The organism is Lysinibacillus sp. RS10, assembly GCF_041956855.1.
Taxonomy (GTDB): Bacteria; Bacillota; Bacilli; order Bacillales_A; family Planococcaceae; genus Lysinibacillus; species Lysinibacillus xylanilyticus_A.
Genome location: NZ_CP167122.1, coordinates 4,365,354 through 4,387,539, shown reverse-complemented (window position 1 = coordinate 4,387,539; position 22,186 = coordinate 4,365,354). Strand labels below are relative to the sequence as shown.

Genomic DNA, 22,186 nt, shown 5'->3' with positions numbered 1-22,186 from the left:
TATTTCCTCCATTGGCTCAATTATCTTCTAAAAAGTGGTTTATACTGATGACTTTGGATATATTGAGTAATTTTGATATTGTGATAATATACCATATCCATGTCTTTAATAAGAGAAGAGAGAATTATAAAATTTTTATGAAAAATAAAGGGGGGAAGCTTGTTACAATGGAGTTTCTGACGAACGTTATAACTTATACCGAAAACACAAAAAGCATCCGCTCAAATGAAAGAGAGTGATGTTTTTTTGATGATCTTATTGACGTGAATAGGAAAATATTGTTACATTATAGGTAACGGATGTTACCTATTGGATGGAGGGAAATTTTTTGGCACCGAAAGAGCAGTTTACAGAGGGAATATTATTGGATTGTGCTTTTGAAATGGCTAGAAAGAGTGGGATTGATAGTGTCAATGCACGAGATTTAGCAAAAGAATTAGGTTGTTCGACAAAACCTATATTTCGATTATTCGCGAGTATGGACGATTTAAAGTACGCGATATTTGAAAGGGCTAGCAATCTTTATAATGAAAGGATGTTTCAGGGGTTACAACAAAGCTCTTTACTAGGGATGGGGTTAGCGTATATTAACTTTGCTCGAGAAGAAAAAAAGTTCTTTGAGCTATTATTTCTATCCAATAAATATAAGATTTCGAGTTTTTCAGAATTACTAAATGACGTTGAGAATCAAGGCATTATAGCACTAATTTCAAAAAACACAGGATTAACTCAAACCTCAGCAAAATCGCTATTTATAGATATATGGTTAACTACGCACGGTATTGCAACAATGTGTGCGACGAATACTTGTGATTTAGATAGCTCGGAAATTGAGGGCATTTTAAAAGATGTTTTTGAAGGCGTTAAACAAAAATTACAGAATGGAGAAAATAAATGACCATAAAAAATTCACCTATTCTGTTATCGATTCTATTCACCTTACTTGCACTTGTTTTTCCTTCCATATCAGGTGCAATTATAACTGTTAAAAATATAAGCAGCTTAAGCACAATTTATTTGATTCATTTTGCAGCCTTTACATGTGGTATTCTAGTTACTCTATGGATCATGAAAAAAAGCAAATTCTCTTTACAGGATTTCGGATTTAGAAGATTTAAAGCCGAGGCGTGGATGGTTGTGATCGTTATTTCTGAGCTGATTGCTTTCTTTAATGGTTTTACACATAAGGATAGTTTTTCAGTGCAGTATGTATTTACTTTGCTTCTATTTGTTATTGCCGTTGGTATTTGTGAAGAGCTTATTTTCCGAGGTTTAATTTTTAAATATTTATCAGCTAAAGGTCTTAAAATAGCTATTCTAGGTTCCTCTATTTTGTTTGGTATTGGGCATCTTGCAAATTTAGCTTCTGGTGCTGATTTAGTAATGACATTACTACAAATAACTTATGCATTCCTCTTTGGACTAGTTTGTGCAGAAATTGTTGCGAAGACAAAAAGTATTATTTTCCCGATTATCTGGCACGCTACGCACGATTTTATAGCTTTCATGACGGATGGTGAGCCAACTGTTCTTGCTGTTTCTATTTATATCATTCATTGCATGGTGTTAATTGGTCTCTCAATTTATTTCTGGCGCGCTTTATTTACTAAGAAGGACGCAATGAAATTAAAAAACACGGAGAGTTATGTTTAACAAAAAAGAGGGCAAAAAAGCATCTACTCATTAATTCGAGCGGATGCTTTTTTGTCTAGTGCTCTTCAGGTGTTAATTCAACATTACCTCCTGAAATAAGAAAACATACTTTTTCATGTTTATGAATAGGTAAAGCTCCTTGAAGGGCAGCCCCAATACCGATTGAAGAGGATGGTTCTGCGATGATTTTACCTTCGGAAAGTAAGGTCTTCATCCCACGATGGATCCATTCTTCTTCTACACTTACAACCTCATCGACAAGCTGTTGAACAATTGGAAAGTTTCGTTCTCCGGGCTGTAAAGTTAATAGGGCATCTGCCAAAGATTTTTGTTCCTCTAAAAGCAATCTTTCGCCAGCTTCTAAGCTTTTGGCATAACGCGAAACAACGGCAGGCTCCACGCCAATTAGTTTGATATGAGGGGCCATAGATTTTATAGCAGTTGCAATGCCACTCATTAATCCACCGCCACCAATAGGGACAACAATAGTATTGACATCAGGAAGCTGTGCAAATATTTCTAAACCTGCTGTTCCTTGTCCTGCCATGATATCGTAATCATCATAAGGATGTATAATGCAATAACCGTGATTACGACTGAGCTTTTCTGTTATTACATGTCTTTCTGCCAGCTTACATTGTACAACCTCCGCACCTAAAGCACGTATTCCTTCTACCTTAACTGTAGGAGCTGAATCCGGTAGGACAATTGTTGCCTTAATATTTAATAGCTTAGCAGCGTAGGCAACGCCTTTGCCATGATTACCCGAGGAAGCAGCAACTACGCCTTGTTGCAATTGTTCTAACGGCATGGATAGCATTTTATTAAGAGCTCCACGCAGTTTGAAAGAGTTAGTCTTTTGCATATTCTCGGCTTTTATGTAGACCTGACATCCTAAAAGTTCATCGAGCCCGTTTAATCGAATAATAGGTGTTTCATATACATAGGATGAAATTCTTCGTTTAGCAGTATGGATTTGTTCAAGTGTTAACATACAGCAACCCTCACTTTAATGAAATAATTGAAAATTCTGGCGTTATATTATAACTGTAGATTTACAGGCAATTTGTGTCAATAAATAAAATGACTGTGATTATTGCCGCGACACCATAGAATACTTACTTCAACCTTGAAAAAATATGAGTATTCATCCTATAATAAAAAGGTTATAGTAAAAACAATAAAAGGGAGCGTCCATAATGGCCAACGAAGCAAGATCGCAGGTGAACATTAAGCTCATTTCTACGATTCGTCCGATTGATGGAGAGTCCGAAAGTTATGAAATGTGGCTGACAGGGCAGCTACTTGAAAAAGCAGGAAGCATGTATTTGAAATATGAAGAGGTGCAGGAGGATAAAACCATCCGCACAACTATGAAGCTAGGCAATGAACAGGCACTAATTATGCGTGCTGGAGCAGTAAAAATGCGACTACCACTTAACATAATTGAACAACAAACGGGTCATTATGAAAGTGAGTTTGGTTCAATGCCACTCGTCGTAGAGACGAAAAAAATGACGTTTACAAAACAAGCAATAAACGGAGATTTCCATGTACAGTATGATTTACTAATGGGTGGGCAATCCGTTGGCAACTATACATTAGACATTACATTTACGGAGGTACAATGATGAACGCAGTAGAACAAGTACAACAAGCCATTAAAGCGGCAATTGCGCAGGCTGTTGAAAAAGCTGGCTTAGTAGAGGCTGGCACAGAGTTAAATATTCACCTTGAAACACCAAAGGATAAGGCAAATGGAGACTATGCGACAAATATCGCTATGCAATTAACGAAATTAGCTAAAAAACCACCTCGTGCCATTGCTGAAGCTATTTTAGAAAATCTTGACACAGCAGGTACAGTTATTGAGAAAATCGATATTGCTGGTCCTGGCTTTATGAATATTACTGTACGTAAAGATTTCCTAACAGATGTAGTAAAAGCAGTGCTTGAGCAAGGCGCTGACTATGGTCGTTCTAATGCTGGTGCTGGAGAAAAAGTTCAAGTTGAATTCGTATCTGCAAATCCAACTGGTGATCTACATTTAGGTCATGCGCGTGGAGCTTCAGTAGGGGATTCATTATGTAATGTGTTAGATATGGCAGGCTACAAAGTATCTCGTGAGTACTATATAAACGATGCGGGTAACCAAATTAATAACTTAGCTTACTCACTAGAAGCGCGCTATAAGCAAGCTTTAGGATTAGACGCTGAGATGCCAGAGGATGGCTATCATGGTCCAGATATTATTGAAATTGCTGGTAAACTAGCTAGTGAGCATGGTGATACAATTTTATCTAAATCTGATGATGAACGTTTTGCATTTTTCCGTCAGCATGGTTTAGCGTTAGAATTAGACAAGTTAAAAACAGACCTTGCAAACTTCCGCGTAAACTTTGATGTGTGGTATTCTGAAACTTCACTATATGAAAACGGCAAAATTGAAGTGGCATTGGATAAATTAAAAGCAAATGGTCATGTATTTGAAGAAGGCGGTGCTACTTGGTTCCGTTCAACAACATTTGGTGACGATAAAGACCGCGTGTTAATTAAAAATGATGGGTCTTTCACATATTTGACTCCGGATATCGCATACCATGAGGATAAAATTGTACGTGGCTTCGATAAATTAATTAATATTTGGGGAGCTGACCACCACGGCTATATTCCACGTATGAAAGCTGCTATTCAGGCGCTTGGCTATGATCGTGAGACGCTTGAAGTAGAGATTATCCAAATGGTTCAGCTTTATAAAAACGGTGAGAAATTCAAGATGTCTAAACGTACAGGGAACGCTGTTACAATGCGTGAGCTTGTAGAAGAGGTAGGCCTAGACGCAGTACGTTATTTCTTCGTGAAAACTGCAGGCGATTCTCATATGGACTTTGACTTAGACCTTGCAGTATCTCAATCAAATGAAAACCCAGTGTATTATGCACAATATGCACATGCACGTATTTCATCTATTTTACGTTCAGCAAATGAGCAAGGCTTTGCTGCTTCAACTGACAATTTAAGCTTGTTAGTTGCTGAAAAAGAGATCGATTTACTGAAAAAAGTGGGCGACTTCCCGAAAATGGTAGCTGATGCTGCGAATCACCGTACACCGCACCGTATCGCCAACTATATTCAAGAAACGGCAGCTGCATTCCACAGCTTCTATAACGCTGAAAAAGTGTTAGATGCTTCAAATAAAGAGCTAACAGAGGCGCGTTTAGCCCTTATTACGGCTGTTCGTACAACAATTGCCAACGCACTACGTTTAATCGGCGTATCTGCACCAGAAAAAATGTAATAAAAGTCTTTCTAGCCCCCGGCACAACAATGTACCGGGGGTTTTTTGTATTGAAATGGATTTGATAGCTAGAGCTGCGGGGCGACGGAAAGAATCAGCAAAGCGACCGAACGCATCCGAAGTGACGGAAAGAATCGGCGAAGTGACCGAACGACCCGCCATAGCGACGGAACGAATCATTGAAGTGTGGATAGAACCGCCAAAGTCGTGGATAGAACCGCCAAAGTCGTGGATAGAACCGTCAAAGTCGTGGATAGAACAGCCAAAGTCGTGGATAGAGCAGCCAAAGTCGTGGATAGAGCAGCCAAAGTCATGGATAGAACGGCCAAAGTCAGGATGGCCCCGCCAAAGTGAGGATAGAGTAGCCAAAGTCGTGGATAGAACAGTCAAAATTATGGATAGAATCGCCAAAGTGAAGGAAAGAACCACCAGAGCGACGGAACAAATCATCAAAGCGACGGAACGAATCCGAAGCGAAAGATAGAACCGTCAAAGTGAAGGAAAGAATCACCAGAGCGACGGAATAAGCCGCCGAAGCGACGGAACGAATCATTGAAGCGACGGAACGAATCCAAAGCGACGGATAGAACCGTCAAAGTGAAGGAAAGAACCATCAGAGCGACGGAACAAGCCGCCGAAGCGACGGAACGAATCATCAAAGCGACGGAATGAATCCGAAACGACGGATAGAACCGTCAAAGTGAAGGAAAGAATCACCAGAGCGACGGAACAAGCCGCCGAAGCGACGAAACAAATCATCAAAGCGACGGAACGAATCCGAAGCGACGGATAGAATCGCCAAAGTGAAGGAAAGAATCACCAGAGCGACGGAACAAGCCGCCGAAGCGACGGAACAAATCATCAAGGCGACGGAACGAATCCAAAGCGATGGATAGAATCGCCAAAGTGAAGGAAAGAACCACCAGAGCGACGGAACAAGCCGCCGAAGCGACGGAACGAATCATCAAAGCGACGGAACAAATCCGAAGCGACGGAAAGAATCATCAAAGCGACGGAACGCCCCGCCAAAGCGACGGAACGAATCATCAAAGCGACGGAACGCCCCGCCAAAGCGATGGATAGAACCAGCAAACAGAAGAACAGCTCCATCGAAATGTCACAATTAATCTCCTTAAATCAATAATTTTCTTAAAGATTCAGAAATCTTGTTGAAGTTTACGTTAGCGTCAATGATATACTGATGGAAAATGTGAAGGGGGAGATGAAGTTGAAGACGATTCAAGAAGTGGCTAAGCAGTTTAATGTTTCAACACGGACAATTCGTTATTATGAGGAGCTTGGGCTGCTTAATCCCAATCGTTCATCTACTAATCAACGAACCTTTTCAAAAAAAGAATTGGCGAAGCTTAAGCTTATTTTTCGGGGAAAGCGTTACGGTTTTTCACTTGAGGAGATTAAGGAGATGGTATTGCTGTTTGATTTTGACCGCACTGGCATTCAGCAATTGGAGCGTACGGTCGAATATGGGGAACAAAAAGTTCAAGAAATAGATAGCAAAATAGCAGAGCTTGTACAAATGAAAAATGAGTTACAGCAATTGCAAGGCGTGTTTACTAAAAAATTAGCGACTTTAAAGGGAGAGATGTACGATGAATAGTTCGAATTTGTTAGCACGAAATGCGCGAAAGTATCCTTTGAGCGAAGCGGTTGTTTGTCAAGGTAGACGAGTGACCTATCGTGATTTGGATGAGCAAGTGACACGTTTTAGTCATGCTTTATTAGAGCAAGGTGTACGACAAGGCGATAAAGTCATCATTTTTATGCCAAATGTTGTAGAGTTTGTTGTTAGCTATTTTGCAATCCAGCGTATTGGAGCTATTGTCGTTCCAGTAAATGCGAAATTTACGCTGCAAGAGGTTGAATATGTAGCGCAGCATGCAGACGCTAAAGCTATTCTAGTTCATGAAGCAATTTTTGCGGCAGTTGAAAACATCACGGTCGTTCCTTTAAAAATCAAAACGGGGCAAGAGCATGCTGGTTGGTTAAACTATGAAACACTTATTCAACATGCAAGCATTCAAACAATTGATTGTCAGTTGAATGAAGATGATGTCTCGACGATTTTATATACATCGGGTACAACGGGAAAACCAAAGGGTGTGTTGTTTAGCTATCGTAATATTTTAACTGTAGCGCAAATGATTGCAGTAGAAATGGAAGTAAAGCCTGAAAGCCGAATCCTTCTCATGATGCCGTTGACACATTCAGCGCCATTACATTTATTTTTAATGGCAGGCGTACTTGTAGGCTCAACAAATGTGCTAACACCAACATTTACACCTGATTTGTGTATTGATTCAATCGAGCAGGAAAGGACAACGCATTTCTTTGGTGCACCTGTCGCCTATTTGCTAACTGCTCAAATGCCGAGATTGCAAACAGCAGATTTATCTTCGATGAAATGGTGGATTTATGGAGGTGCGCCGTTATCACAAAATGAAATTCGCTTGATAGAAAAGGCTTTCCGAACAGCTCATTTAACTTGTGTTTATGGTTTGACGGAGGCTGGTCCAAGCGGTTCGTTATTGTTTGGTAGGGAGCATGAAACGAAGGCGGGGAGTATTGGTCAGCGTGCACCACTTGGCACGGAGCTGCGTATTATCAACGACAATGGAGAAGGTGTCGGCGTTGGTGAAGTTGGAGAGATCGTGTTATTTGGTGAAGGCAATATGTTGGGCTATTACAAGGATGACATCGCAACAAAGGCTGCATTTATAGATGGCTGGCTTAAAACAGGAGATTTAGCGCGTATGGATGAGGGTGGATATATTTGGATTGTTGATCGTAAAAAGGATGTTATTATTTCAGGCGGTGTTAATATTTATCCGAAGGAAATAGAAGATAGTATGTTAAGCTATGACGGGATTATTGAGGTAGCTGTAATAGGTGTTCCGCATCCACAATGGGGAGAAACGGTGAAGGCCGTCTATGCTTCTAAAAAGGCAATTGCTGAAAATGATCTTATAAATTATTTAGAGGAGCGTCTTGCTAAATATAAAATACCACGCCTCTTTGAACAAATGGAAGCGCTACCACGAAATGCAGCAGGCAAAATATTAAAACAATCTTTGAAGGGACAAGAGGTGAGATAGCATGAAGGTTTTACAGCAGGCAGAAATGAAAACAACGAATTTTTTTAAAGATGACGATACACTTCATAAGATTTTAGAAATGATGCTAGATCAAGAGTTTGCAGAATATGCAACACGCGAGCTAACAGATTTCGGAGGGCTCTGTGCTGGAGATATTGATGTGAGAGCGAAACATACGGATAGAGAGGGTGAACCTCGCTTACAAAGGTATAACGCATATGGTGAAGAAGTGTCAGAGGTCTGGGTTAATGATGGCTATAAAAAAACGATTGAAGAGACATACAATACCGGTATTGTTGGCTATGTGCATAAGGATATTCCGCAATTAGGTAGAAAGGGCAACTATGTGTATAGCTTTGCTCAAGGCTATATACTGTCCCATACTGAGCCAGGCTTTTACTGTCCTGTTACTTTAACAATGGCAACGGCTTATTTACTCGATCATTATGCAAGTGATGAAGTGAAGGAGCGCTTTTTACCACATGTTTGTGCAACAGGAGATACTGAGTTATATGAGGGAGCTACATTTTTAACGGAGCGTCAAGGTGGTTCTGATGTTGGCGCGAATGTTGTAGAGGCGAGAAAAGACGGCAACCAGTATCGTTTATTTGGTGAGAAATATTTCGCATCTAACGCAGGAATGTGTGGAGTAGCGATGGTATTGGCCCGTATGGAGGGGGCACAGACAGGCTCAAAGGGCTTGACGTTATTTGCGGTTCCATGGCGGAATGAGGATGGCACTGTGAATAACCTCCGCATTCGACGTTTAAAGGATAAACTTGGCGTTCGCGCAGTGCCTTCTGGTGAGGTGGAATTTGATGGCGCACTAGCTTATGTTGTCGGTGAGCCGAATAAGGGGATTTATTATATGCTGGAGGCACTTAATTTATCAAGAATTTGCAATGCAGTTGCTTCTATCGGCATTATGCGTCGCGGTTATCTAGAGGCGAAGCATTATGTAACCAATCGTCATGCATTTGGTAAGCCTTTAACGCAATATCCTATGATTCAAGATACATTAGGGAAATTTGCTGCCAAGCTTCATGTAGAAGTTGCCACTGTTTTTGATGTTATTCAGCTGTACGATAAAGTAACAAGTGGACAGGGCAATGAACAGGACATCATTATGAATCGCTTGTATATTGCTATCATGAAAAAAGAAACGGCAGAGCAAGCGGTACATTATGCTAGTGAAGCAATTGAATTGCACGGAGGGAATGGCTATATAGAGGATTTTGTTACACCTCGCTTATTAAGAGATGCACAGGTGCTGACTGTATGGGAAGGGACTGCCAATATTTTAGCATTGGAGCTCATTCGTTTAGTAGATAAGTTTCATGCACATGAATTATTTGTTCGTATCATGGAGGAACGTCTAGAAAAACTAGCTGACAGTCCATTAGTAGAAATTGTAGCAGAGCGATTAGTAAAACTAGACTTGACTTTGCAAACATTTAGTCGTTTGGATGAAGCAACGAAAACATTTGAGGCTAAAAAGGTTGCAGAAAAAATGGCACATGTATATGAAAGTGTTGTAGCAGTCGAATGGGCACAAAAATTCGGCGGTAAATATGAAAAGCTAGCAGATATTTATTTAGAGAGTACATGGTCATTGCGAGAAATTGGTGAGCCAATGAAAACGGTACAGTATTTTTTAGATATAGTCTGATAGATTAGAGGCTGGGACAAAAGTATATTTTTATAGCAAGATTAAAAAAAATCACATAAGAAAAGCGCGAGAAATCAACGTTTCTAAAATTGATTTCTTGCGCTTTTTAAGGTATTGTCCAGTTTTATCCCAGCCTCTTTTTTTTTCATGTATAATTATATCAACTGAAAATTATAAAGGTTCTTTACTTATGTAAAGTGAAAAGGGAAATCGGTGTTATTCCGATGCGGTCCCGCCACTGTATGTGTGAGTTTTTTCAATCTGCGCCACTGAAAATTTCGGGAAGGCTTGAAAAAGCGAATGAAGCACGAGCCAGGAGACCTGCCTTTATAGAAAACACGTTGCGGCCTACGAGGATAGGGTGGTGGATTTTGTATACGTATTTTTGTGCAAATTTGATCCCCTCATCTTTTTTGATGAGGGGTATTTGTTTTGTAAGATGGATGTCGATAAATTCTCAATATTAGGCGATTTCAAGCCAAAATGTATCGATAAATCAGAAGAACAAGTCGTTGAATATAGGCACAGATAGACTAAGGGGGAGAGCCTTTAAATGAGTAGAACGATTATAGCCTATGTAACAGCAATTACGCTTCTAATTATTAGCATCTGGTGTGGCGTAGCGATAGGCTCAGTTCATATTCCACTAGAAGTATTGTGGAATAAGGCGGCTGATGAGACAGCTGCCAATATTTTATGGAAAATTCGTTTACCTAGAGTCCTGTTGGCGGGACTTGTCGGAGCATCTCTTGCCATTGCAGGGGCTGCTTTTCAAGGCTTACTAAAAAATCCTTTGGCAGATCCTTATACGTTAGGTGTTTCCTCTGGTGCATCAGTTGGCGCAGTGATGACGATTTTCTTTAGTATATCAATCCCGGTAGTAGGCCATTATGCATTACCAATCTTCAGTATGATAGGTGCAATATTAACGATGGTAGCTGTCATGGGCTTTGCTAGAATAGTAGACCGCTCACTAAAAATGGAGACTCTTATTTTAACAGGGATCATCTTTAGTTCATTTTTAGGTTCCTTAATTTCCTTAATGATTGCATTATCTGGTGAGGAGCTACGACAAGTTATGGGATGGTTGCTCGGCTCAGTATCGATGCGAGGTTGGCCTTTTGTTCAAATGATTATTCCGTTTGTGATCATTGGCTCAATTATGCTTTGGACACAAAGACGCGAGTTAAATGTTTTGTTATATGGAGAGGAACGCGCGAAACATTTAGGTGTTAATGTTAAGCGTAGTAAATATATAATTTTGGTAGGCGGGTCAATGTTGACAGGAGCAGCTGTAGCAGTTTCTGGTACGATTGGTTTTGTTGGCTTAGTTGTACCCCATATGACGCGGATGCTTTGGGGTTCAGATCATCGTCATTTATTGCCATTATCATTTTTAAATGGGGCAACTTTGCTCATTATTTGTGATTTAATAGCACGAACAATTATTATGCCAAGAGAGCTACCAATTGGCGTAATTACTGCATTTATTGGGGCGCCCGTTTTTTCTTATATTTTTTATAAGCAACGTAGAAGCAAGGGGGGACGGGCATGATTGTTGTTGAACATCTTTCTGGTGGCTATGAAGATGTGCCGATCGTTCAGGATATAAGTTTTTCCGTTGAAAAAGGAAAAGTACTAGGGATTTTAGGACCGAATGGTAGTGGGAAATCCACACTATTAAAAGTAATGAGTGGCATACTGCCAGCAACTGCAGGCACTATAGTAGTAGACGGTAAAAATATTAGCGCTTATAATGCACGTGCATTGGCAAAAAAAATGGCAGTGCTACCACAATTACATGCGAATGCCTTTTCAAACAGTGTACGTGAGGCGGTATCACTTGGACGTTATCCCCATCAAACAGGCTTCTTTTCAAGTTGGACTGAACGAGATGAACAAGCAATCCAACATGCAATGCTGCAAACAGGTGTGAAACGCTATGAACAGACATCGATGGAATTTTTGTCAGGCGGGGAACAACAAAGAGTTTTTGTAGCCCAGGCTCTTGCGCAAACGGCGGAAATATTACTGCTAGATGAGCCAACGAACCATCTAGATATTGCCCATCAACGTCAAATTTTAGATATGGTACGAAAGGAAGCAATTGAATGCGGTTTAACCGTTATTATGGTACTACATGATATGAATTTAGCTTCCCTTTATTGTGATGAATTATTACTAATGGAAGGTGGAAGGATGCGAGCATTTGGAGCGCCACATGAAGTATTAATTGCTTCGCAAATTGAAGACATCTATCATGCGCGAGTAGCAACTTATGCACATCCTGAAATTCCAAAGCCTCAAATTACAATGATGCCAGCCTCAGTCGAACATCAGCAACGTGCTGTCATCAAAAACGAAAATTTCACTGTTACGGAGCATTACATTCAGCTTCAATCAGAGTTGCCGTTAAAAACGGTTTCCTCAGCTGTACATAATCCCGGTATTGGTTGGTATGATTGCTTATTAAATCGCTCTGTACCAATAGATTATGTCATTAGTGATGTAAAGAAAGAGGTCGCTGAATTTTTACAAAAGGAGCATTTTTCACCTACCAGTACAGTCGTTATGTTAACAGCTGTTCCGACAAATCTTGTAGCTATAAATGAATTTAAAGCTCCTTTTGGTAGCCTATTTGTTGCTGTTACAGCTGGAGTCGGCAATGCCGTTGATGTGTCACGTGCTCATGAAAGACAGGATGAACCATATATTGGTACTATAAATACATGGGTCATCATAAATGGTTGTTTATCAGAAGAAGCATTTTTCCAAGCAATGATGACAGCTAATGAGGCGAAAACAAAGGCATTGCAGTCAGAAGGTATTCGTGATGAGCTTAGTGGTACGATTGCAACAGGTACTGCTACCGATAGTTTATTAATTGCGGCGACACAAAAAGGGGAAGAGATGCAGTATGGTGGTCCAATTACAGCTGTAGGCAAGTTAATTGGTAAAGGTGTTTTTGAAACAACGGTGCAGGCAATAAAAAATTATAAAGTGAAGCTTTAATTCAGTGGGCGTCACAAATAAATTGCTGCCCGTTAATGCGGAATAAAAATTGATTATAGGAGATGAGAGAAATGAAGCTTTACACGAAAACAGGCGATACGGGGAAAACTAGTCTTATAGGTGGACGTGTCGACAAAGATAGCTTGCGCGTAGAGACATACGGGGCAATTGATGAGTTGAATTCTTTTATTGGCAAGGCAGTAAGTGAATTAGATCGTGAGCTATTCAAGGATATTCTAATTGATTTAGAAACGATTCAGCACGAACTTTTTGATGCAGGCGGCGACCTCGCTAATGTCATGAAGGAACGTCATTATAAGCTTGCAGAGCAGCCAATTGAAGTGTTAGAATCTCGGATTGATGCATTGTCAGATGAAGCGCCACCATTACAGCGCTTTATTTTACCAGGTGGTGCACCAGCAGCTGCAACCTTACACATTGCTCGCACAGTAGCGCGTAGAGCAGAGCGACAAATGGTAACGCTTATGAAGGAAATTGAAGACGTGCCGACAATTGTGCAAAAGTATTTAAACCGTCTATCCGACTATTTATTTGCAGCCGCACGAGTTGTTAATTTTAGACTTAAAGTTGCGGATGTTGAATATATTCGAAGCGGTAATGTTTTTAAAAAATAGTTTGATCACCAAAAGTTGTGGATGACATTTTGTTAAAACGTATGTCATTTGAAGAAGTTGATTGGAGTGGAGGTTGGGCGGCTCTTTGGGAATCAGCGCAGTAGATGAGACCTCGAGTAGGGGAACGAAAGGGCTTTTGCGAAAAAACATCGTGCTGCTGACGCTTCGCTTTCGCGCAAAAAAACATCGTGCTGCTGACGCTTCGCTTTCGCGCAAAAAACATCGTGCTGCTGACGCTTCGCTTTCGCGCAAAAAACATCTGTTGCCATAAGCGCCCCGCAGGAACGGAAATCAACTCCACGTTATTGTGATGAATTCACTTTTATATGAGCACTTTGAAGATTTATCGGAACAAAATCTCATTTTATCGGAACAATTTTAGCTTTTATCGGAATAATTTCTCGTTTTATCGGAACAATTTCAGTTTTTATCAACTAAGGGCGACTCCTCGGACGCCCCCGGTCACGTTTTGCTGAAAGCGCATATTAGTTTTGAAAAGAAATAGCTACTTTGAAATTTAGCGCACTGAAAAAGTCGATTTGTCATCAAAAACATGATGCAAATCGGCTTTTTTGATTTTCTATATCCAACAAAAAATAGATTTATAATATAAAAAAATGAAATTCGTTAGCTGTTTCATGTCCATTTAAAAATTCAGGGTGGCTTTTTTTCTTGTAAAATGTAAGAATATAAAATTATCAGAAATATTTCCGTTTTATGTTGACTGAATGCTCACTCATTTATTAGAATAGGAATATAATGATGACGTACATTTACGTATGAGCTAGCGAATTTACCACAAAGAGAGAAAATTACGACAAACTAAAGGGGGGGACCAACCATGAGTCCATTAGTAATTGCAAATATTGTTCTAACAGTCGTGGTTGTGCTTTATGCAGGAGGATTGTTCTTCTATCTGTTAAAAACACGTTATAAGTTTGTGCAATTGGGGAAAAAGGTTGAGTTTGATGAAAGTGTCAAAGAACGTATTCGTTATATTATGGTCAATGTATTTGGCCAAAATAAGCTATTAAAAGATCCAAAGAGTGGTTTAATTCACGTCATGTTCTTCTATGGATTTTTAATGGTTCAGCTAGGCGCTATTGATTTAATTTGGAAGGGGTTAGTACCTGGATCACATCTACCACTTGGCATTTTCTATAGTGTCTTTACATTCTTCCAAGAGCTTGTGGTATTAATGATTTTAGTGGCGGTTGTGTGGGCATTTTACCGTCGCTATGTAGAAAAGCTAGTACGTCTAAAACGAGGCTGGAAAAATGGTCTTGTCTTAATTTTCATTGGTGGGTTAATGTTATCAACATTGCTTGCAAATGGTATGGGGTTAATTTGGCATGGTGAGGAACTAAGTTATACAGAGCCAGTTGCTTCTGGCGTTGCAGCTATATTTAGCTTCCTACCAGCATCAGTAGCAGCTGTTGTTTTCTACGTGATGTGGTGGGCGCATTTATTAATTTTATTGACATTCTTAGTGTATGTACCACAATCGAAGCACTTCCACTTGATTGTAAGTCCAATCAATGTGTACATGAATCGTTTAGATCGTACAGGTACTCTAACACCAATCGACTTTGAAGCATTAGAAAATGCTGAAGATGAAGAGGATATTCCGGCAATTGGTGTTGGACGTATTCAAGACTTTACACAAAAACAAATGCTAGATTTATATTCTTGTGTAGAGTGTGGACGCTGTACAAATATGTGTCCAGCATCAGGAACAGGGAAAATGCTATCGCCGATGGATTTAATCGTGAAGCTGCGTGATCATTTAACGTTTACAGGTGCTGTTGTGACAAAGCAAAAACCTTGGGTACCTTATCAATTCTTTGCTAATACAAAGGGGAATCAGTTAGCAATGGCAGCTGGTGCTGAAGGCGCAATCATTGAAGATATCTACAGCCCTTCTTTAATCGGCGATGTCATTACAGAAGAGGAGATTTGGGCATGTACGACTTGTCGTAACTGTGAAGATCAATGTCCTGTTATGAATGAGCATGTCGATAAAATTATTGACTTACGCCGTTACTTAACAATGACTGAAGGAAAAGTAAACCCTGATGCACAGCGCGCGATGACAAACATCGAACGTCAAGGCAATCCTTGGGGCTTGAACCGTAAAGAAAAAGAAAATTGGCGTGACCTAGATCCAACAATTCATATTCCGACAGTGAAAGAGCTGAAAAAATCAGGCGAGGAAATGGAATATTTATTCTGGGTAGGCTCAATGGGTGCATTTGATAACCGCTCACAAAAAATTGCATTAGCATTCTGTCGCCTATTAAACGAGGCTGGCGTAAAGTTTGCGATTTTAGGAAATAAAGAGAAAAACTCAGGGGATACTCCTCGTCGTTTAGGAAATGAGTTTTTATTCCAAGAGCTTGCTACAGCGAATATTGATGAATTCGAGAAAAACGACGTAAAGAAAATTGTTACAATCGATCCGCATGCTTACAATATCTTTAAAAATGAATATCAAGACTTTGGCTGGAAGGGCGAGGTTTATCACCATACTGAGCTATTGAACGAATTGATTGATGAAAATCGTCTAGCGTTAAATTACGAAGTTCATGAAACAATTGTTTTCCACGATTCTTGTTATTTAGGCCGTTATAACGATGTTTATGATGCGCCACGAGAAATACTACGTGGAATTCCAGGTGTTAAGCTTGTGGAAATGGAACGTAATCGCGAGACAGCCATGTGCTGTGGCGCAGGTGGCGGATTAATGTGGATGGAAGAGCATGTCGGCAACCGTATTAACGTAGCAAGAACAGAGCAAGCTTTAGCAACGGACGCATCAGTAATTTCTTCTGGATGTCCTTACTGTTTAACAATGCTTGAAGATGGCACAAAGGCAAAAGAGGTTGAGGATTCAATCGGTACATTCGATGTTGCAGAGTTATTAGAGCGTTCTGTGTTTGGTGAAAAGGTGAAAGCTGTTGAGATTTCAGTTGAAGAGGCAGCAGATGTAATGGCTGAAGAAGTAGTAGCTTCTGTAGAAAGTGTCGAACAAGACAAGAATACAGAAACTAACGCAGAAAAATGATAGTTATTGCAGAAATATTTTAGTTATCTGAAAAATATAAATTGCACAATAAATAATTGTTTTGTAGAATAAGATTAAATGGAAATGGGAGTTGATCAAACTTCTTTCAGCGGGTATCCAAACACCCGCTGAAAGAAGTTAAAGCCTCCGGCGGATGTCATGGAATCGAAAAGGAGTACTTAGAGGATGTTAGCCTAAAATCATCGCATCCATGCGATAACGGCTAACTGACCTGCATCGTGCAGGCCTAAGCACAAAGTCGATTCCAGACGCAATTATGCCGAGGCATAATTGATACTAACTCCCATTTTTCATCGCAAGAGGTCGAGCGAGCGTTCAGTCAACAGGAATGCTCTGATACTTCTTCTAGAACGTAAAACAAAAGGGGTGTTTTACTTGAATAGAGCTGTAATTTTAGCAGGAGCAAGAACTGCATTTGGTAAGTTTGGAGGTTCACTATCAGCACTAAGCGCAAGTGATTTAGGTGCAATCGCCATAAAAGGGGCGCTTGAGAAAGCGAAAATTTCGCCTGATGAAGTGGATGAAGTGATTTTAGGTTCTGTTTTACAAGGGGGACAGGGCCAAATTCCTTCAAGGCAAGCTGCAATAAAAGCAAATTTACCAATAGCGGTGAAAACAGAAACGATTAACAAGGTTTGTGCATCAGGAATGCGTGCTGTAACACTAGCCAATCAGCTAATTCGATTAGGGGACGAAGAAGTGATTATCGCTGGTGGTATGGAGTCCATGTCTAATGCACCGTATTATCTACAAAATGGTCGAACAGGCTTACGCATGGGCGATTCAACAATGGTGGATGGCATGCTATATGATGGCTTAACATGTGCCTTTGATAAGGCAAGACCACATATGGGAATCTACGGTAATACGACAGCGAACGAATTTTCTTTAAGCCGTGAGGAGCAGGATGCATGGTCTGTTCGTAGCCATGAACGTGCACTTGCAGCAATTGACAAAGGTTATTTTGCTGAGGAAATTGTGCCAGTGGAAATTCCGCAACGTAAGGGAGAACCGCTTCAAGTCGATACAGATGAGGCACCAAGAGCGGGTACGTCAATAGAGGTACTGGCAAAGCTCAAGCCAGCCTTTGACAAGGACGGAACGATAACAGCAGGTAACGCACCTGGCGTTAACGACGGTGCATGTGCCTTAGTAGTAATGAGTGAGGAACGTGCAACGCGTGAAGGTAGAGAGCCACTTGCGGTTATTATCGGCCATGAAGAGCTTGCTATTGAGCCAGAAAACTTCCCGCAAACACCAGGGCTTGTTATTAACAAATTACTGAAAAAGACGGGCAAATCATTAACGGACATTGATGTCATCGAAATCAATGAAGCCTTTGCGGCAGTAGCTCTAGTGAGCAAGCAACTGGCAGATTTAGATGCTGAAAAGGTCAATGTGAACGGCGGTGCAGTTGCATTAGGTCATCCAATTGGGGCATCTGGAGCACGCATTATTTTAACACTTGCACATGAATTAAAGCGTCGTGGCGGTGGTATCGGAATTGCTGCTATCTGCTCAGGTGGAGGGCAAGGCGATGCGATTATGATCGAAGTACCGAAAACAGGGGGACACGAATGATGGGAATTCAAAAGGTAATGGTTATTGGTGCTGGACAAATGGGCTCTGGTATTGCACAAGTTTGTGCACAAGCTGGCTATGATGTCAAACTGAACGATATGAAACAAGAATTTTTCGAGCGCGGTTTAGGCGTGATGACGAAAAACCTGACACGTGATGTCGAAAAGGGTCGTAAAACTGAGGATGAGAAGGCGGCTATTCTAGGTCGCATTAGTATGTCACTAGATTTACAGGATGCTAGTGATGTAGATATTATCATCGAGGCCGCAGTGGAAAATATGGAAGTGAAGCAATCCATCTTTAAGCAAATTGATCAGATTGCACCAGCACATGCCATTTTAGCTACGAATACATCATCTTTACCAATTACGGAAATTGCAGCTGTCACAAATCGTCCAGAGCAAGTAATCGGTATGCACTTTATGAATCCGGTACCTGTGATGAAGTTAGTAGAGATTATTAGAGGATTGGCCACAAGCGATGAAGTCTACAAAGCTGTGGAAGACATGACAGTAAAATTATCGAAAACACCGGTGGAAGTAAATGACTTCCCAGGTTTTATTTCAAATCGTATTTTACTACCTATGATCAATGAAGCAATCTATGCACTGTATGAGGGTGTAGCATCGAAGGAAGCCATTGATGATGTGATGAAGCTCGGTATGAATCATCCAATGGGACCTTTAACTTTAGCAGACTTTATTGGTCTTGATACATGTCTATCCATAATGGAGATTTTACATGAGGGCCTAGGTGATAGTAAGTACAGACCTTGTCCATTGCTTCGTAAATATGTAGCAGCAGGCTGGTTAGGTAAAAAATCTGGAAGAGGCTTTTACGTTTACGAATAATCCTATGGGGATGGGGCTATTCAAGCGAAATGGAATGTTACGAGACAACATTTAGGGGTGACATAATAGATGCATTTACGATTTACAGATGAACAAATAATGATGCGAGATATGGTCCGAAGTTTTGCTCAGGAAAAGATTGAACCGTGGGTAGAGCGTATGGAAGCAGGGGAGTTTCCGCGTGAGCTCCTTGCACAAATGGGAGAATTAGGTTTAATGGGGATAACAACCCCAGAAGAATTAGGCGGCTCTGCGATGGATTTTACATCGTACATAATTGCTATTAATGAACTATCGAAGGTTAGTGCAGTAATGGGTGTGATTTTATCTGTGCATACTTCAGTTGGAACAAACCCAATTATATATTTTGGCAACGATGAACAGAAGAAACGTTATGTTCCGAAGCTTGCTGCCGGGGAATATTTAGGGGCATTTTGTTTAACAGAGCCTAGTGCTGGCTCGGACGCTGGATCACTGCAATCAAAAGCGGTACGAGACGGGGATGATTATGTTATCAATGGCTCCAAGGTGTTTATTACAAATGGTGGAGAAGCAGATGTTTATATTGTCTTTGCATCAACGAATCCTGCTGCTAAAACACGTGGTATTTCAGCATTTATTGTTGAAAAGGGCACACCGGGTTTAATCATAGGGAAAGATGAACATAAAATGGGCTTACACGGTTCACGTACAGTCCAATTAACATTTGATAACTGTCGTATTCCAGCTGCGAACCTTCTTGGGGAGGAAGGGGAAGGCTTTAAAATTGCAATGGCCAACTTAGATGTTGGACGTATTGGTATTGCTGCACAATCTCTAGGCATTGCTGAAGCAGCGCTAGAAGCAGCTACTGCTTATGCCAAAGAGCGTGTTCAATTTGGCAAACCTATTGCCGCACAACAGGGAGTTGGCTTCAAGCTTGCTGATATGGCGACTGCGGTAGAATCAGCAAAATTACTAGTTTATCGTGCAGCAGATTTACGTTCAAAAGGGTTGCCGTGTGGAGCGGAGGCATCCATGGCGAAACTCTTTGCCTCACGCACAGCAGTGCAAACGGCAATAGAAGCGGTACAGGTTTTTGGTGGCTACGGCTATACAGAAGACTATCCCGTAGAGCGTTATTTCCGAGATGCAAAGGTGACAGAAATATACGAGGGTACAAGTGAGATTCAAAAACTAGTCATTAGTAAACATTTACTTAAATAAGATCTGAAGTTATGTTGCAATGTTGATTTTTCAAGGATGATGTCGATCGTTATAAGAAAACGCTCGGATAACTCGTAGAAATGATCAGGTCAAGCAATGAATCGCTCGGGTAACCCGGAGAACTGATCAGGTAACCAAGAGATCTGCTCAGTTTCCCGAGGCAGAGCGCAGAAACATGATCAAATATAAAAATTAACAATTTAGCAAGAACAGAGTCTAACTAAAAAGGGGAAATGGACAATGAACTTTCAATTAACAGAAGAGCATGAGCAATTACGTGAAATGATTCGTGATTTTGCTATTAATGAAGTAGCACCGACAGCAGCGGAACGTGACGAGAATGAAGAGTTTGATCGTGCAATTTTCGATAAAATGGCGGAGCTAGGCTTAACAGGTATTCCTTGGCCAGAAGAATACGGTGGTGCAGGCTTTGATTATCTTGCGTATGTTATTGCTGTGGAAGAATTATCACGTGTATGTGCTTCAACGGGGGTAACATTATCAGCACATACTTCGCTTGCGGGTTGGCCAATCTTTAAATTTGGTAATGAAGAACAAAAACAAAAATATCTTCGTCCAATGGCAGAAGGCAAACATATTGGTGCATATGGCTTAACAGAGGCAGGATCAGGCTCTGATGCTGGTGGCATGAAAACATATGCAAAACGTGATGGCGATGATTATATTTTAAACGGTGCGAAAATCTTCATTACCAATGGTGGAGTAGCAGATACATATGTTGTATTTGCAGTAACAGATCCAGAAGCTAAACATGGCACATCTGCTTTTATCGTTGAAGCCGGCTTTGAAGGTTTCTCGGTAGGGAAGAAGGAGAAAAAACTAGGGATTCGTTCATCTCCTACAACTGAAATTATTTTTGATAACTGTCGCGTTCCAAAAGAAAACCTGCTTGGAGCTGAGGGAGAAGGCTTCAAAATTGCGATGACAACACTTGATGGAGGACGTAATGGTATTGCGGCTCAAGCTGTAGGGATTGCACAAGGAGCATTAGATGCAGCGGTTGAGTATGGGAAAGAACGTGTGCAATTTGGTAAGCCGATTACTGCCAACCAAGGTGTATCTTTTAAACTAGCGGATATGGCAACTCACATTGAAGCATCTCGACTGCTAACATACCAAGCGGCTTGGTTAGAATCAAATAACCTATCTTATGGTAAGGCATCTGCAATGGCGAAATTAATGGCTGGCGATACTGCGATGAATGTAACGACTGAGGCGGTTCAAATCTTTGGTGGATATGGTTATACAAAAGATTATCCAGTTGAGCGTTTCATGCGTGATGCAAAAATTACACAAATTTACGAAGGTACACAAGAGATTCAACGTCTTGTTATCTCTCGTATGTTGACAAAATAACGTATGACAGAAAGAGATAAAAGACCCCAAGTACAGTCAACGGTAAAAGATGAAAATCTTATCGCCATTCGTCGAGAACAAATGATAGAGGGAGCCATTAAATTATTTAAAGAAAAAGGTTTCCATCGTGCCACGACGAGAGAAATCGCAAAAGCTGCAGGTTTTAGTATCGGTACATTATATGAGTATATTCGTACGAAAGAAGATGTCCTTTACCTTGTATGTGATAGTATTTATCACCATGCGATGGAGAGACTTTCAAGTTATGAGATTAAGGCAGGAACTATAGAAGAGTTAAAAGAAATGATTCGAGAGTATTTCTTGCAAATTGATAGTATGGTTGATGAGCTAACAATCATGTATCAGGAAACTAAAACATTGTCAAAAGAAGCGCAGCGTTATGTATTTAGTAAGGAATTTGAAATGGTTGCTACTTTTGAGCGATTACTAAAACGCTGTGTGCAGTCAGGTGAAATAACGATGACGGATCAACAAATCCATTTGGCAGCAAATAATTTAGTCGTTTCTGGACAAAGCTGGGCATTCCGTAAATGGGCGCTCCATCGTCAACACTCTATTGATGAATTTATTGAAATGCAAACAACATTGTTTATTTCAGGCATAAAGGGGTTCTAATAAGTTCCGTTAAGGGGTTGTCGGTAATTGCATAGAGCGACATTGCAATTACCGACTTTTTTATGAATTG

Annotated in this window: 22 protein-coding genes and 1 riboswitch; of the genes, 16 read left to right on the top strand and 6 right to left on the bottom strand. The window is 40.5% G+C overall.

Annotation, left to right across the window (positions count from 1 at the left end; genetic code table 11):
- Positions 1–328 precede the first annotated feature (328 nt).
- Together ACB089_RS22055 and ACB089_RS22050 are read left to right on the top strand one after the other, a co-directional pair.
- The gene (locus ACB089_RS22055) at positions 329–898 is read left to right on the top strand and encodes a TetR/AcrR family transcriptional regulator (RefSeq protein WP_374963937.1); all 570 of its coding nucleotides are present in this window, start codon (positions 329–331) and stop codon (positions 896–898) included.
- A complete protein-coding gene (locus ACB089_RS22050) occupies positions 895–1,653 on the top strand; it encodes a lysostaphin resistance A-like protein (protein ID WP_374963936.1) in 759 nt (252 codons plus the stop codon). Before ACB089_RS22055 ends, ACB089_RS22050 begins: the two co-directional genes overlap by 4 nt.
- Before the next feature lie 55 nt (positions 1,654–1,708).
- On the opposite strand, the gene ACB089_RS22045 is transcribed toward ACB089_RS22050, so the two are convergent.
- Positions 1,709–2,647 carry a threonine/serine dehydratase gene (locus ACB089_RS22045; RefSeq protein WP_374963935.1) on the bottom strand — a complete coding sequence of 313 codons (939 nt, stop codon included), beginning with the start codon at positions 2,645–2,647 and terminating at the stop codon, positions 1,709–1,711.
- A gap of 205 nt (positions 2,648–2,852) precedes the next feature.
- Between ACB089_RS22045 and ACB089_RS22040 the strand changes: the two genes are divergently transcribed.
- Together ACB089_RS22040 and argS are read left to right on the top strand one after the other, a co-directional pair.
- On the top strand, positions 2,853–3,284 hold the full coding sequence (locus tag ACB089_RS22040) for a DUF1934 domain-containing protein (protein WP_374963934.1): 432 nt from the start codon (positions 2,853–2,855) through the stop codon (positions 3,282–3,284).
- Positions 3,284–4,951, top strand: a complete 1,668-nt coding sequence (gene argS / locus ACB089_RS22035; protein ID WP_374967614.1) for an arginine--tRNA ligase — start codon at positions 3,284–3,286, stop codon at positions 4,949–4,951. Before ACB089_RS22040 ends, argS begins: the two co-directional genes overlap by 1 nt.
- Here argS and ACB089_RS22030 read toward each other — a convergent pair.
- The 4 genes from ACB089_RS22030 to ACB089_RS22015 are packed head-to-tail and all read right to left on the bottom strand — an operon-like array spanning position 4,919 to position 6,043.
- A complete protein-coding gene (locus tag ACB089_RS22030) occupies positions 4,919–5,362 on the bottom strand; it encodes a hypothetical protein (protein WP_374963933.1) in 444 nt (147 codons plus the stop codon). The two genes, argS and ACB089_RS22030, sit on opposite strands and share 33 nt — an antisense overlap.
- A gap of 38 nt (positions 5,363–5,400) precedes the next feature.
- Positions 5,401–5,610 (bottom strand): hypothetical protein, encoded by a 210-nt coding sequence (locus ACB089_RS22025; RefSeq protein WP_374963932.1) that lies wholly within the window; start codon positions 5,608–5,610, stop codon positions 5,401–5,403.
- Complete coding sequence (locus tag ACB089_RS22020; RefSeq protein ID WP_374963931.1) at positions 5,607–5,816, bottom strand: hypothetical protein; 210 nt, start codon at positions 5,814–5,816, stop codon at positions 5,607–5,609. Before ACB089_RS22020 ends, ACB089_RS22025 begins: the two co-directional genes overlap by 4 nt.
- On the bottom strand, positions 5,813–6,043 hold the full coding sequence (locus tag ACB089_RS22015) for a hypothetical protein (protein WP_374963930.1): 231 nt from the start codon (positions 6,041–6,043) through the stop codon (positions 5,813–5,815). Before ACB089_RS22015 ends, ACB089_RS22020 begins: the two co-directional genes overlap by 4 nt.
- 136 nt (positions 6,044–6,179) lie before the next feature.
- Here ACB089_RS22015 and ACB089_RS22010 point away from each other — a divergent pair, with 136 nt between their 5' ends.
- From ACB089_RS22010 to ACB089_RS21985, 6 genes are all read left to right on the top strand, one after another.
- Positions 6,180–6,569, top strand: coding sequence for a MerR family transcriptional regulator (locus tag ACB089_RS22010; protein ID WP_374963929.1), 390 nt, complete (start codon positions 6,180–6,182; stop codon positions 6,567–6,569).
- On the top strand, positions 6,562–8,064 hold the full coding sequence (locus ACB089_RS22005; protein WP_374963928.1) for a class I adenylate-forming enzyme family protein: 1,503 nt from the start codon (positions 6,562–6,564) through the stop codon (positions 8,062–8,064). The genes ACB089_RS22010 and ACB089_RS22005 overlap by 8 nt, the downstream gene beginning before the upstream one ends.
- A 1-nt stretch (position 8,065) precedes the next feature.
- On the top strand, positions 8,066–9,733 hold the full coding sequence (locus ACB089_RS22000; RefSeq protein WP_368636139.1) for an acyl-CoA dehydrogenase family protein: 1,668 nt from the start codon (positions 8,066–8,068) through the stop codon (positions 9,731–9,733).
- A 160-nt stretch (positions 9,734–9,893) separates the two neighbouring features.
- Positions 9,894–10,077: riboswitch (cobalamin riboswitch) on the top strand.
- Between the two features lie 209 nt (positions 10,078–10,286).
- A complete protein-coding gene (locus tag ACB089_RS21995) occupies positions 10,287–11,288 on the top strand; it encodes a FecCD family ABC transporter permease (RefSeq protein WP_374963927.1) in 1,002 nt (333 codons plus the stop codon).
- Entirely contained in the window at positions 11,285–12,745 is a 1,461-nt protein-coding gene (locus ACB089_RS21990) for an adenosylcobinamide amidohydrolase (protein ID WP_374963926.1), read from the top strand. The genes ACB089_RS21995 and ACB089_RS21990 overlap by 4 nt, the downstream gene beginning before the upstream one ends.
- 71 nt (positions 12,746–12,816) lie before the next feature.
- Complete coding sequence (locus tag ACB089_RS21985) at positions 12,817–13,380, top strand: cob(I)yrinic acid a,c-diamide adenosyltransferase (protein WP_068986691.1); 564 nt, start codon at positions 12,817–12,819, stop codon at positions 13,378–13,380.
- 92 nt (positions 13,381–13,472) lie between these two features.
- On the opposite strand, the gene ACB089_RS21980 is transcribed toward ACB089_RS21985, so the two are convergent.
- Positions 13,473–13,649 (bottom strand): hypothetical protein, encoded by a 177-nt coding sequence (locus tag ACB089_RS21980; RefSeq protein ID WP_374963925.1) that lies wholly within the window; start codon positions 13,647–13,649, stop codon positions 13,473–13,475.
- A 572-nt stretch (positions 13,650–14,221) separates the two neighbouring features.
- Here ACB089_RS21980 and ACB089_RS21975 point away from each other — a divergent pair.
- The 6 genes from ACB089_RS21975 to ACB089_RS21950 all read left to right on the top strand — a co-directional run bounded on the left by ACB089_RS21975 (position 14,222) and on the right by ACB089_RS21950 (position 22,116).
- A complete protein-coding gene (locus tag ACB089_RS21975; protein WP_374963924.1) occupies positions 14,222–16,444 on the top strand; it encodes a heterodisulfide reductase-related iron-sulfur binding cluster in 2,223 nt (740 codons plus the stop codon).
- Between the two features lie 396 nt (positions 16,445–16,840).
- A complete protein-coding gene (locus ACB089_RS21970) occupies positions 16,841–18,046 on the top strand; it encodes an acetyl-CoA C-acetyltransferase (RefSeq protein ID WP_374963923.1) in 1,206 nt (401 codons plus the stop codon).
- The gene (locus ACB089_RS21965) at positions 18,046–18,897 is read left to right on the top strand and encodes a 3-hydroxybutyryl-CoA dehydrogenase (protein WP_068986688.1); all 852 of its coding nucleotides are present in this window, start codon (positions 18,046–18,048) and stop codon (positions 18,895–18,897) included. The genes ACB089_RS21970 and ACB089_RS21965 overlap by 1 nt, the downstream gene beginning before the upstream one ends.
- Positions 18,898–18,966: 69 nt before the next feature.
- Complete coding sequence (locus ACB089_RS21960) at positions 18,967–20,103, top strand: acyl-CoA dehydrogenase (protein ID WP_374963922.1); 1,137 nt, start codon at positions 18,967–18,969, stop codon at positions 20,101–20,103.
- A gap of 240 nt (positions 20,104–20,343) precedes the next feature.
- Positions 20,344–21,480 (top strand): acyl-CoA dehydrogenase, encoded by a 1,137-nt coding sequence (locus ACB089_RS21955; RefSeq protein WP_368636145.1) that lies wholly within the window; start codon positions 20,344–20,346, stop codon positions 21,478–21,480.
- 3 nt (positions 21,481–21,483) lie between these two features.
- Positions 21,484–22,116, top strand: coding sequence for a TetR/AcrR family transcriptional regulator (locus tag ACB089_RS21950; RefSeq protein WP_068986685.1), 633 nt, complete (start codon positions 21,484–21,486; stop codon positions 22,114–22,116).
- Positions 22,117–22,186 lie beyond the last annotated feature (70 nt).